10 protein-coding genes are annotated in these 10895 nt (G+C 68.7%); 4 read left to right on the top strand and 6 right to left on the bottom strand.

The features are described from left to right. Positions 1-45 precede the first annotated feature (45 nt). The 6 genes from KK7_RS0107595 to KK7_RS0107570 all read right to left on the bottom strand — a co-directional run bounded on the left by KK7_RS0107595 (position 46) and on the right by KK7_RS0107570 (position 6758). Positions 46-1632, bottom strand: a complete 1587-nt coding sequence (locus KK7_RS0107595; protein WP_010544045.1) for an alpha-N-arabinofuranosidase — start codon at positions 1630-1632, stop codon at positions 46-48. Positions 1633-1701: 69 nt separating this feature from the next. After that, on the bottom strand, positions 1702-3177 hold the full coding sequence (locus tag KK7_RS0107590; protein ID WP_010544044.1) for a hypothetical protein: 1476 nt from the start codon (positions 3175-3177) through the stop codon (positions 1702-1704). A gap of 156 nt (positions 3178-3333) precedes the next feature. Beyond that, complete coding sequence (lpdA, locus tag KK7_RS0107585; protein WP_010544043.1) at positions 3334-4731, bottom strand: dihydrolipoyl dehydrogenase; 1398 nt, start codon at positions 4729-4731, stop codon at positions 3334-3336. A 102-nt stretch (positions 4732-4833) separates the two neighbouring features. Beyond that, the gene (locus KK7_RS0107580; RefSeq protein ID WP_010544042.1) at positions 4834-5229 is read right to left on the bottom strand and encodes an acyl-CoA thioesterase; all 396 of its coding nucleotides are present in this window, start codon (positions 5227-5229) and stop codon (positions 4834-4836) included. Further along, a complete protein-coding gene (locus KK7_RS0107575) occupies positions 5222-5446 on the bottom strand; it encodes a hypothetical protein (RefSeq protein WP_029623025.1) in 225 nt (74 codons plus the stop codon). The genes KK7_RS0107580 and KK7_RS0107575 overlap by 8 nt, the downstream gene beginning before the upstream one ends. Positions 5447-5459: 13 nt before the next feature. Next, positions 5460-6758 carry a pyruvate dehydrogenase complex dihydrolipoamide acetyltransferase gene (locus KK7_RS0107570; RefSeq protein WP_010544040.1) on the bottom strand — a complete coding sequence of 433 codons (1299 nt, stop codon included), beginning with the start codon at positions 6756-6758 and terminating at the stop codon, positions 5460-5462. A gap of 130 nt (positions 6759-6888) precedes the next feature. Here KK7_RS0107570 and KK7_RS0107565 point away from each other — a divergent pair, with 130 nt between their 5' ends. From KK7_RS0107565 to KK7_RS0107550, 4 genes are all read left to right on the top strand, one after another. After that, the gene (locus KK7_RS0107565; RefSeq protein WP_010544039.1) at positions 6889-7344 is read left to right on the top strand and encodes a universal stress protein; all 456 of its coding nucleotides are present in this window, start codon (positions 6889-6891) and stop codon (positions 7342-7344) included. A 35-nt stretch (positions 7345-7379) separates the two neighbouring features. Next, a complete protein-coding gene (locus KK7_RS0107560; protein ID WP_010544038.1) occupies positions 7380-8693 on the top strand; it encodes a M28 family metallopeptidase in 1314 nt (437 codons plus the stop codon). A gap of 68 nt (positions 8694-8761) precedes the next feature. Continuing rightward, positions 8762-9484 carry a response regulator gene (locus KK7_RS0107555; RefSeq protein WP_010544037.1) on the top strand — a complete coding sequence of 241 codons (723 nt, stop codon included), beginning with the start codon at positions 8762-8764 and terminating at the stop codon, positions 9482-9484. Beyond that, positions 9481-10815: a sensor histidine kinase gene (locus tag KK7_RS0107550; RefSeq protein WP_010544036.1), complete on the top strand. Its 1335-nt coding sequence runs from the start codon at positions 9481-9483 to the stop codon at positions 10813-10815. The genes KK7_RS0107555 and KK7_RS0107550 overlap by 4 nt, the downstream gene beginning before the upstream one ends. The last annotated feature ends 80 nt before the right edge of the window (positions 10816-10895 follow it).

Here is a 10895-nt window from a genome sequence, read left to right as displayed (position 1 = left end):
CACCATGCTGCGCATGGTCCCCCTCCCCGTGCCGGGGAGGATCTATCAGCCTCCGATTTCGACCACTGCGACCGACTTGGCCGGCAGCTCCAGGGTCACCGCGCCCTTGGCGACCTTGCCGCTGATCGGCTTGGGGACCACCGCGTTCGGTGCTTCGAAGCTGTTGACCGCATCGACCTTCGCGGCGGTCAGCACTTCGCCCTTGGCGGTCTTCGCCGTCAGCCCGGCCAACTTCACGTCGAACCGCGCCGGCTTGCCCGCATCGAGGTTGGTCACCGCCAGCCACAATTTGCCGTCCTTGCCCCGCGCGGCGATCGCGTCGACGCGCGGCAGGGTCACGTCGCCCTGGGTGTAGGTGCCCGCGTCAAAGGAGACCGGCACCGCCTGCGCGTCCTGGAAGGGCACGTACATGCGGAAGACATGGTAGGTCGGGGTGAGGACCATCTTCTCCTTGTCGGTGAGGATCATCGCCTGGAGCACGTTGATCATCTGGGCGATGTTGGTCATCTTCACCCGGTCCGCATGGCGCGCGAAGATGTTGAAGTGCAGCGCGGCGATGATCGCGTCGCGCAGCGAGTTCTGCTGGGTGAGGAAGCCCGGGTTCGATCCCGGCAGCGGCGCCAGCCACACGCCCCATTCGTCGATGACCAGCGGCACCTTCTTCTCGGGATCGTACTTGTCCATGATCGCCGAGTGCTTGGCGATCATCCCGTCCATCGCGAGCGCCGCCTTGACCAGCCTGGCATAGCCGGTCTCGTCGAAGCCGACGCTGGGCATGGAGGGCGGCCAGCCGCCGGTGGTATAGGCGTGCATCGACAGGCCCTCGATGTTCCACGCCCAGTCATGGCCCTTCCACGCCGCCATCACCGCCTCGGTATAGGTGGTATCGCCGTCGTTGGGGCCGACCGCGATGCGCTGCATCGGCTCGGGGCCCTTCTCGCCCTGCTTGGGATCGAGATTGTGGGTGAAGCGGGCGAAGCGCTTCATCAGGTCGACATAATGGTCCGGCCGCATCGAACCACCGCAGCCCCAGCTTTCGTTGCCGAGACCCAGCCACTTCACCTTGTAGGGCGCGACATGGCCGTTGGCGGCGCGCTCCTTGCCGGCGGTGCTGGAGGGATCGGCGGTCATATAGGCGAGCCAGTCGGCCGCCTCCTGGATCGTGCCCGAGCCGACATTGACCGAGATATAGGCCTCGGCCCCCACCTGGTCGGCAAAGTCCATGAACTCGTCGGTGCCGAAGCTATTGGGTTCGCCCGCGCCGCCCCAGTTGGTGTTCACGCTGCTGCGGCGCTTTTCCTGCGGGCCGATGCCGTCGCGCCAGTGATATTCGTCGGCGAAGCAGCCGCCCGGCCAGCGCACCACCGGCACCTTGATCGCGCGCAGGGCGGCGACCACGTCCTTGCGGATGCCGCGGGTGTTGGGGATCGGCGACTCCTTGCCCACCCAGATGCCGCCATAGATGCCGCTGCCGAGATGCTCGGCGAACTGGCCGAAGATGTGGCGGTCGATCGTCGGCCCGGACTTGGCCGCGGCGAGGCCCACGATGATGCTGTTGGATCCGTCCTGGGCGAGGGCCGGCAGGGGCGCGAGCAGCAGCGCCGCTCCCGCGAGCAGTGTCTTTCGAAGCATGGACATCCTCCCTGAGATTTTCTCAGGGGATTAATGCCATGGATTCTACTCCGACAAAATAGGAGAAGTTCACACCGGCGGCAGGGCGGGCGGCAGGGTCGTGCGGGCGTAGAACAGCACCGCCGCCACCACCGCCACGCCCAGCGTAGCGACCAGCGCGCGACGCGGCGATACGCGGGTGCCGGTGGCGGCGAGCAGCGCCAGCCCCGACGCGAGCATCGCCCAGCAATGGTAGCGATAGTCGGAGGCGACGCCGACTACGCCGAACGCTAGCTCGGTCAGGATCGCCGACAGGGTCAGCGTCACGGCCACGCCGCCCGCGCCGTCGCGCGCCGGCCAGGTGCAGAACAGCACGCCCAGCGCCGCCGCGAACCACAGGATCGGCGCGCCCGCGACCCCGCTCGCCAGCGTGTAGCCCGCCTTCTGGAACCCGTTGATCCGCTTGTCCGGCGAGCTCAGCCCCAGCGTGTTGGGCTCGGAACGGGCGAGCGGGCCGGTGCCCGGCATCGTCGCGGGCATCCACGCCCGCATCTCGCTGTTCCAATGGGCGATGCGATGCCCGGCATAGGCGAGCGGATGGGTGACGATCCCCTGCAGCCAGGCGTTTCGCAGTTTCGCTCCCGGCGCAGCGCGCTGCATCGTATCGACGATGTAGCCGCAGGCGGCCTCGTCGCCGATCGGGTCCCACAGGATCGGCGTGAGGCACCCCTTGGCTTCGGCCCGGCGCCACAGCCGGGCGGGGACCAGCGGGACGGCCTCCGGCCCGGCGCGGTGCGCGATGCCGGCCAGATCGAACAGCGGCAGCGACCGTTCGACCCCGCTCGGCTTGGCCTCCAGCAGGCGCTGGTTGATCGGAGTCAGCAGGCCGATCGCCGCGGCGGTCGTCGCCAGCACCAGCGAGGCGTGGAACAGCGGCCGGTCCCAGCGCAAGCCGCCGAGCAGGCCGAAGGCGAGCGGCACGGTGGCGAAGGCGGCGTTGAACCGCACGAGCGTCGCATAGCCGAGCAGCAGCAGCACCAGCGCCGTGGCCCAGAGAGGCAGCCGGCGCCCGTCGAGCCGCCACCAGCTCGCCAGACCGGCCGCGGCGACCAGCGCACCGGCCATCTGCGCGTCCTTGAGCACCGCGATCTGCCAGCCGAGCAGCGGCGGCCAGATGCCGAGCAGTAGCACGAACAGCGCTGCGATCGCCTGTCCCCGCCGGGCCAGTGCGCCGGCGAACAGCGCGAGGCCGCTCCAGTACAGCAGCATCTGGAGGACGAACAGCGGCGCCTGGCCGCGCCACCCCAGCCCATGCGCCACGGCCCAGAGCCGGGCCATGGCGGGCGGGTGCCAGTCGTCATATGCGCCGCGCAGCACCTGCTGATACTGGACGACGCTGTCATAGCTGGCGACCCCCGGCCAGAAGAAGGCGATGCTGATGCCCGCCAACAATGCGGCGACGATCAGCGCGGAGACGGCCTTGCGCCGCGTTCCGATCGGCGTACGGCCGAGCGCGCGCCCGCGCCGGGAAGTGCCGTAGGAGGAACGCGAGAAGCTGCTGGACATCGGGCGGAGGCGACCTGTGGGCTTCGGAGGGGCAGGAACACGGGTCTAGACCAGCACCGCCGCACGCGAAAGCGGCAGGCGGAACGCTCCGCCTGCCGCCGCGCGGCATCTGCCGCAGGTTATGGGGCGGGGAAGCAGCTCCCTGCCTTCTTCCGATCAGATGTGCAGGGCCTTGCCATAGGCGCCGAGCACGGCCTCGTGCATCGTCTCGCTGATCGTCGGGTGCGGGAACACCGTTTCCATCAGCTCCGCCTCGGTCAGCTCGCCGGTCTTGCCGATCGTGTAGCCCTGGATCATCTCGGTCACTTCCGCGCCGATCATGTGGGCGCCGAGCAGCTCGCCGGTCTTGGCATCGAACACCGTCTTCACAAAGCCTTCCGGCTCGCCGAGCGCGATCGCCTTGCCGTTGCCGATGAACGGGAAGTTGCCGACCTTGACTTCGTAGCCGGCTTCCTTGGCCTTGGCTTCGGTGAGGCCGACGCTGGCGATCTGCGGGTGGCAATAGGTGCAGCCCGGGATGTTGCGCGGGTCCATCGCGTGCGGGTGGCCGCCGTTGATCGCTTCCACCGCGATCACACCCTCATGGCTGGCCTTGTGCGCGAGCCAGGGCGGCGCGGTCACGTCGCCGATCGCCCACAGGCCCTCGACATTGGTGCGGCAGGCGCCGTCGGTGACGATATGGCCGCGCTCGGTCTTCACGCCCAGCGTCTCGAGGCCGATATTCTCGGTGTTCGGGACGATGCCGATCGCGACGATGACGTGGCTGAACTCCTCGACGGTGACCTTGCCGTCCTTGTCCTTGATCGACGCCTTGACGCCGGTCGCCGTCACGTCGAGCTTCTCGACGCCGGTCTGGGTGAGGATGGTCATCCCCTGCTTCTTGAACGCCTTTTCGAGGTGGGCGGAGACGTCCTTGTCTTCCACCGGCACGATCCGGTCGAGCATTTCGACGATCGTCACCTTGGCGCCCATGTCGTTGTAGAAGCTGGCGAACTCCACGCCGATCGCGCCCGAGCCGATGACCAGCAGCTTGGTCGGCATCTCGGTGGGGGTCATCGCGTGGCGATAGGTCCAGATGCGCTTGCCGTCGGCCTTGGCGAAGGGCAGGTCGCGGGCGCGGGCGCCGGTGGCGACGATGATGTTCTTCGCTTCCAGCTCGGTCTTCTTGCCGTCCGCGGCGGTGACGGTCAGCTTGCCCTTGGCGGTCAGCACGCCGGTGCCCATGTGCACCGCGATCTTGTTCTTCTTCATCAGGTGCGTGACGCCCTGATTGAGCTGCTTGGCGACGCCGCGCGAGCGCTTCACCACCGCGTCCAGATCGGCGCTGATCTGGTTGGCGATCAGGCCGTAGTCCTTGGCGTGCTGCATATAGTGGAAGATTTCCGCCGAGCGCAGCAGCGCCTTGGTGGGGATGCAGCCCCAGTTGAGGCAGATGCCGCCGAGCAGCTCGCGCTCGACGATGGCGGTCTTCAGGCCCAGCTGGGCCGCCCGGATCGCCGCGACATAGCCGCCGGGGCCCGAGCCGAGAACGAGGACGTCGTAGGATTCAGCCAAGACTTGCTTCCTTCTGCTCCCTCCCCGCTTTCAGGGGAGGGCTGGGGAGAAAATAGTGCGGAACCGGCGAATTGCATCGCACGCCGTAGTTCCGCACGGTCGTTACGCGATCTGTTCCACCGGCCGCGGGCGCTTGTTCTCGTCGACCGCGACGAACACGAACTGCGCCTGCGTGACCAGGCAGCTTTCCTCGACATGTCGGCCGCGCCGCCAGGCCTGGATCTCGATCGTCATGGAGGTGCGGCCGACCTTGACCAGCTCGGCATAGACCGAGACCTCGTCGCCGACCGCGACGGGGGAGTGGAACTTCATCCCCTCCACCGCCACCGTCACCGCGCGGCCGCGCGAATAGCGCGAGGCGAAGAGCCCCGCCGCCATGTCCATCTGGCTCATCAGCCAGCCGCCGAAGATGTCGCCATACGGGTTGGTATCGGCCGGCATCGTCGTCACCCGGATCGCCGGCTGGCGATCGGGCGGGCCGCCCTGTTGATCAATCATCCCGAGCCTCCTGGCTGCCGTGCAAGCGGGCGCGGTCTTCCGCATAGGCACGGCGTAAGGGGCCGATGCCCATCGCCACCACCGCCACCATCACGACATAGGCGACCAGCCAGATGTCGTGGGTGGCGCGGCGGTACGACCAGGCGGCAAGCGACGCGATCACCACCGCCGCGAGCAAGCCCGCGACGATGTGGAGAATCTCGATCAATACGCGCACCGCCCGGCTCCGATCAGGCGATCATGCCCATCGGGGCTTCGACGAGTTCCTTGAAGATCTTCATCATCTCGGCCCCGTCGGCACCGTCGATGGCGCGGTGGTCGAAGCTGCCCGTGGCGCTCATCACCGTCGCCACGCCCAGCGCGTCGTCGATGATGTACGGGCGCTTCTCACCCGCGCCGATCGCCATGATCATGCCCTGCGGCGGATTGATCACCGCCTCGAACTGCTTGATGCCGTACATGCCCATGTTGGACAGGCTGGCGGTGCCGCCCTGATATTCGTGCGGCTGCAGCTTGCCCTCGCGGGCGCGGGCGGCGAGGTCCTTCATCTCGGTCGCGATCGCCGAGACGCTCTTGTTCGCCGCGTCCTTGACGATCGGGGTGATCAGGCCGGTCGGCGTCGACACCGCGACCGACACGTCGGCGCGACTGTACTTGATCAGCTTGTCGCCGGTGAAGGTGACGTTGCACTTCGGCGTGCGGGCAAGTGCCACGCCCAGCGCCTTGATCAGCAGATCATTGACCGACAGCTTCACGCCGCGGGCTTCGAGCGCCTTGTTGAGCTCACCGCGCAGCTTGAGCAGCGCGTCGAGGCGGATGTCGACCGTGAGGTAGATGTGCGGAACGGTCTGCTTCGACTCGGTGAGGCGACGCGCGATCGTCTTGCGGATGTTCGAGAGCTTCTCTTCCTCGTGCGGGATCGAGTCGTCGAACCAGACCGCCTTGGTCTCGGCAGCGGCGGGCGCAGCCGAAGGCGCGGCGGTCGGCGTCGGCGCGGCGGCGGCGGGCTGGGCGGCCGGAGCGGCACCCGGCTTGGCGCCTTCGACGTCGGCCTTGACGATGCGGCCGTTCGGGCCCGAGCCGGTCACGCCGGCGAGGTCAACGCCCTTGTCGGCGGCGATGCGGCGGGCGAGCGGGCTCGCCTTGACGCGCGAACCCGACGCGGCGGCAGGCTGCGCTGCCGGGGCGGGGGTCGGAGTCGGCGTGGGCGCGCTGGCAGCCGGGGCCGGCGCAGGTGCAGGGGTCGGGCTCGGCGCGGGGGCGGCGGTGGCGGACGAGACGTCCTCGCCTTCGCCGGCGATCACCGCGATCACGGTACCGACCTTTACGTTATCGGTCCCTTCGGCGACCAGGATCTTCCCGATCACGCCTTCGTCGACCGCTTCGAATTCCATCGTCGCCTTGTCGGTTTCGATCTCGGCAAGCAGGTCGCCGGATTTCACCGTGTCGCCTTCCTTGACGAGCCACTTGGCAAGCGTGCCTTCCTCCATGGTGGGAGAAAGTGCCGGCATCTTGATTTCGATTCCCATGAAGGTTCCCGTCGTTTGGTCCTGGGGTGGCTGGCTTCTCCTTTGCCGCCGCCGTCCCTAGGGTCAAGCCCCGCTCTTGCGCGCGGGGCCGCGCCGGTCCACTGAACGCAGGATTGCAAGGAAGCTCCCCATGCGCACCTATCTGGTGGTGATCGACGATTCGCCCGAGGCCGAGATCGCGTTGCGCTTTGCCGCGCGGCGGGCGACGAAGACGGGCGGCAATGTCGAAATCCTGGCGCTGATCCCCCCGCCCGAATTCGTGCAATGGGGCGGCGTGATGGCGACGATCGAGGAGGAAGCGCGCGAACGCGCCGAGGCGCTGGTGATGCGCGCGGCGGGCACGCTGTTCGCCGAATCCGGGCTGAGCCCTTCGATCACCGTGCGCGAAGGCGACGGCCCGAAGGTGGTGCGCGAGATGCTGGCGGCGAATGGCGACATCGCCGCCCTGGTGCTGGGGGCCGCGCCGAGCGGGGCACCGGGCAAACTGGTCGCCCACTTCACCGGCGCGGATGCGGGCAAGCTCACCGTGCCGGTGATGATCATTCCGGGTTCGCTGGACATGGACGCGATCGACCGGCTGAGCTGATTGACCCGGGCGGCCGAGCGCGTCAGCATAAGCCCATGCGCATCCTCGCTCTTTTGCCCCTCGCCCTTGTCGCCACGCCCGCCGCCACTCCCGCCGCCGCGCAGGACCGGCCCGATCCGCAGCGGCTGAAGGCGAGCGTGGAGAAGCTGGTCAGCTTCGGCACGCGCCACACGCTGTCCGATCCTGACCACCCCACCCGCGGCATCGGCGCGGCGCGGCGCTGGTTCGGGGCTGAGTTGTCGAAGATCGGCGCCGCCTGCGGTGGCTGCATCGAGACCAGCGAGGTCGCGCGCGAGTTCAAGGGCGCGCGTGCACCGAACGGGGTGCGGATCGTTGACGTGCTCGGCATCCAGCGAGGCAGCGAGCCGAATCGTGTGGTCATCGTGATGGGCCATATCGACAGCCGCGTGACCGACGTGATGAACGCCACCGCCGATGCCCCCGGCGCAAATGACGATGCCTCGGGCGTGGCGCTGGTGCTCGAATCGGCGCGGCTGCTCTCGAAGCACAAGTTCAAGGCGACCATCGTCTACGCGGCACTTTCGGGCGAGGAACAGGGCTTGTTCGGCGGCCAGCTGCTTGCCGAAACCGCCAGGGAGCGGGGCTGGATCGTCTCGGCGGTGCTCAACAACGATATCGTCGGCAATACGATCGGCCAGGACGGGCGCCGCGTGGCAGACCGGGTGCGGGTCTTCTCCGAAGGCGCGCGCGATTCGGAGACGCTGGCCGAAACCAAAGCCCGCCGTGCCGATGGCGGCGAGGATGACGGCCCCAGCCGCGCACTCGCCAAGGCGATCCGCGGCGTGGCGGCGACCGATCCTGCGGGGCTCAAGGTGTTGATGGTCCGTCGCCCGGACCGCTTCGGGCGCGGCGGGGACCATTCGCCGTTCCTCGCCCTGGGCTATCCGGCAGTGCGCTTCTCGGTCGGCGTCGAGAATTACGATGCCCAGCACCAGGACCTGCGCACCGAGGGTGGCAAGGCGTACGGCGACACGGTCGACCGCATGGACTTTCCCTATCTGGCGAAGGTGACCGCGCTCAACGTCGCGACTCTGCGTCGTCTCGCGAGCGCGCCCGCCGCACCGGAGCCGGTGATCCTCAGCGGTGCGCTGGCTACCGACACGACGGTGAAGTGGCCCGCCGTGCCGGGTGCGGCCAAATACCGCGTCTGGTGGCGCCCGGCGGACAGCGCCGCCTGGACCAACCATGTCGATGTCGCGGGCAGCGAGACCGGCACCGTGCTGAAGGGCATCATCGTCGACGACAGCTTCGTCGGCGTTTCTGCCGTAGCGGCGGATGGCGCGGAGAGCCTGGTCAGCTTCGGTGCGCGACCGATGCGCGAACGTTGAACCTTGCGCGCCGAACGTTCATAGGGGCGGCGAGCGGGGGCGTTCAGGTGCAAGAGTCGAGTATCATCATGGCAACCCATCCCGCGTCCGACGATCCTGCCACGCTGCTCGTCGTCGATGACGACCGCGATATCCGCCTGCTGCTGGCCAACAGCCTCGGGGCGCGCGGCTACCGAGTGGAGACGGCGTCGAGCGCGCGCGACATGGACGCCATTCTCGAGAAGATGCCCGTCGACGTGGTGATTCTCGATGTGATGATGCCGGGCGAGGACGGCCTGTCCGCCTGCCGTCGCATCGCCACCGCCGATGGTCCCGACGTGATCCTGCTGAGCGCGCTGGGCGAGGAGCAGGACCGGATCCTGGGGCTTGAGGTCGGCGCCGGCCATTATCTGCCCAAGCCGTGCAGTCCGCGCGAGATCCTGGCCACGGTGCGGGCGGCGCTGCGCAAGCGCGGCACCACCGCGGCGCCGCCGGCGGGCGATGTCTATACCTTCGAAGGCTGGCGCATCGACCTGGGCAGCCACGAGCTGTTCGATCCCGAGGGCGTGCTGGTCGGCCTGACCGATGGCGAGTTCGCCGTGCTGCGCGTGTTCATCGAGCGTCCGCGCCGGGTGCTGACTCGCGAGGCGCTGCTGGCAGCCGCACGCGGCCCGGATTCCGATGCCTATGACCGCGCGATCGACGTGCAGGTCAGCCGTTTGCGCCGCAAGCTGCGCGCCGGTGCCGACGAGATCATCCGCACCGTGCGCAACGAAGGCTATCTGTTCGTTCCCCGCGTGACGCGGGCATGAAGGCCGGGACGGCGGCGGCGCGTTCGCCGCTGTTCCTGCGCATCTTCATCCTGATGCTCGCCTGCGTGGCGGTGGTGCAGCTGCTCAATCTCGTACTGCTCTTCGCCGTCCAGACGCCGAGCCCCAAGCTCCATACCGTCGGGCAGATCGCGCAGGCGATGCGCAATCCTGCCGCCGCGCCGGAAGGCTTCCACGTACAGCATGTCGCGTCGGTCGAGCGCCAGCCGTGGAATCCGCGGGCCGAGCGGACCGAGGTCGCGCTGGCGACGGCGCTCGGGGTCGCTTCCGAACGCGTCATCCTGCGCTTTCCGGTCGGCTTCCTGCAGCGGCCGCAGGTGTTCGACCGCGCGGGCGTGCCGCCGACGCCCGCCCCCGCCAGTGTCGTCGCGGCGCAGGACGTGCTCGTCGCTGGCGCGTTCGAAGCGTCGCTGCGGATGCCCGACGGCAGCTGGCAGACGGTCACGCCGGGCGAGGGACTGGAGCCGTGGCGCCTGTTCGTGGTGGTGTGGCTGGTGCTGTCCGCCGTGGCGGCGGCGATCTTCGCCTGGGCGATGGCGCAGCGCTTCGCCCGCCCGATCGGCGCCTTCGCCCGCGCGGCCGAACGGCTGGGCCGCGATCCGCGCGCGCCCCCGATCGAACTGGACGGTCCGGCCGAGATCGCCGAGGCGGCGCGGGCATTCAACGACATGCAGGCGCGGCTCAACCGTTATGTCGATGATCGTGCCACCATGATCGCGGCGGTGGCGCATGATCTGCGCACGCCGCTGATGCGGATGGGACTGCGGCTGGAGGGGGCGGATCCTGCCGTTCGTACCGCCTGCGAGTGCGACATCCGCGAGATGCAGGCGATGATCTCCACCGTGATGGCCTATGTGCGCGACAGCAGCCGCATCGGCGTGCGGCGGCCGCTGGACCTGCGCTCGCTGGCCGAAACGGTGGTCGACGACGCCGCCGATCGCGGTGCGGCGGTGACCCTGGAGCCCGGCGAACCGCTGGTGATCGAGGCCGATCCGGTGGCGCTGAAGGCGATGCTCGCCAACCTTGTCGGCAATGCCATCAAATATGCCGGCGGTGCCGAGCTGGTGATCGCGCGGCGCGAGCACGAGGCGGTGATCGCGGTGCGTGACCGGGGCCCCGGCATCCCCGACGAGGACATGGAGCGGGTGTTCGATCCCTTCTTCCGCGGCGAGCGTTCGCGCAACCGCGACACCGGCGGCATGGGGCTGGGCCTGGCCAGCGCGCGGGCGACGGCGCGGGCGCATGGCGGCGACATCACGCTGCAGCGGCGCGACGGCGGCGGCCTATGTGCTGCCGTCAGGCTTCCGCTGTGATTTCAAGCGCTTCGATCTAATACCCTGAGCTACTGGCTCGCTTCCCGCATTGTTGATACCGCTATCGGCCGCGCGGCACC

The organism is Sphingomonas elodea ATCC 31461 (assembly GCF_000226955.1).
GTDB lineage: Bacteria > Pseudomonadota > Alphaproteobacteria > Sphingomonadales > Sphingomonadaceae > Sphingomonas > Sphingomonas elodea.
Note: the sequence above shows the minus strand (reverse complement) of the source record. Positions and strands in the feature narration are given on the sequence as shown.

Bases quoted from the DNA above. Each gene is read 5' to 3' on its own strand.
- KK7_RS0107560 (WP_010544038.1), top strand. From the start codon at position 7,380: ATGCGCATCCTCGCTCTTTTGCCCCTCGCCCTTGTCGCCACGCCCGCC.
- KK7_RS0107590 (WP_010544044.1), bottom strand. From the start codon at position 3,177: ATGTCCAGCAGCTTCTCGCGTTCCTCCTACGGCACTTCCCGGCGCGGG.
- KK7_RS0107580 (WP_010544042.1), bottom strand. From the start codon at position 5,229: ATGATTGATCAACAGGGCGGCCCGCCCGATCGCCAGCCGGCGATCCGG.
- KK7_RS0107595 (WP_010544045.1), bottom strand. From the start codon at position 1,632: ATGCTTCGAAAGACACTGCTCGCGGGAGCGGCGCTGCTGCTCGCGCCC.
- KK7_RS0107565 (WP_010544039.1), top strand. From the start codon at position 6,889: ATGCGCACCTATCTGGTGGTGATCGACGATTCGCCCGAGGCCGAGATC.
- KK7_RS0107570 (WP_010544040.1), bottom strand. From the start codon at position 6,758: ATGGGAATCGAAATCAAGATGCCGGCACTTTCTCCCACCATGGAGGAA.
- KK7_RS0107555 (WP_010544037.1), top strand. From the start codon at position 8,762: ATGGCAACCCATCCCGCGTCCGACGATCCTGCCACGCTGCTCGTCGTC.
- KK7_RS0107550 (WP_010544036.1), top strand. From the start codon at position 9,481: ATGAAGGCCGGGACGGCGGCGGCGCGTTCGCCGCTGTTCCTGCGCATC.